Source organism: Campylobacter troglodytis, from assembly GCF_006864425.1.
GTDB lineage: Bacteria > Campylobacterota > Campylobacteria > Campylobacterales > Campylobacteraceae > Campylobacter_D > Campylobacter_D troglodytis.
In genome coordinates this window covers 1-541 of record NZ_QHLI01000231.1, presented here as the reverse complement: position 1 = coordinate 541, position 541 = coordinate 1, and the positions used below count along the sequence as shown (strand labels likewise).

Below are 541 nucleotides of genomic sequence, written 5' to 3'. Positions count from 1 at the left end.
ATCCTACAAGCCCATTTACTTAGATCCTACCTTAAAAACAGGAGCTAGCTCAACGCTACTTGAATTTAAGGCTTGGCAAGATTTATATCTAAATGATCCACCAAGAGGCAAGATAGCTCCTTGGACTAAAAAAGAAAAGGCTTATTATGAAAGCTTAAAGACCAAGAGGGAAAGATATAAGTATTTAGTGATACGAAGTGGCTTAAGAAGTGCTGTTATAGACATACCTTATGAAGCCTATGCAGGAGTAGATGAGGATGGTAAGCTTATAAATAAAGATCTTGCTTATTTATATGAGGAGGTAGAAAAAAATAGGGGCCTAGCTCATTTAAGTGATGGGTTTTTAATTATGGCAGAATGGGAATTAGCAGCTGGGATCCTAGGGGATCTAAGAGGATTTTTGAGTTATGATAGATTGCATGGATTTAAGGCAAGATTGCGTCAGGTTGAATTTCTAAGCTTACAGCTTACAGGTGGTATGTATGAAAAGAATTCAATAGGAATGTCTTATGAATTTAAAGCCTATGCAGAGCGATCTGAG

Annotated in this window: 1 pseudogene; it reads left to right on the top strand. The window is 37.0% G+C overall.

What is annotated here, in order from left to right:
* A pseudogene (locus DMC01_RS15580) lies at nucleotides 1-541 on the top strand (hypothetical protein); the annotation flags it as partial.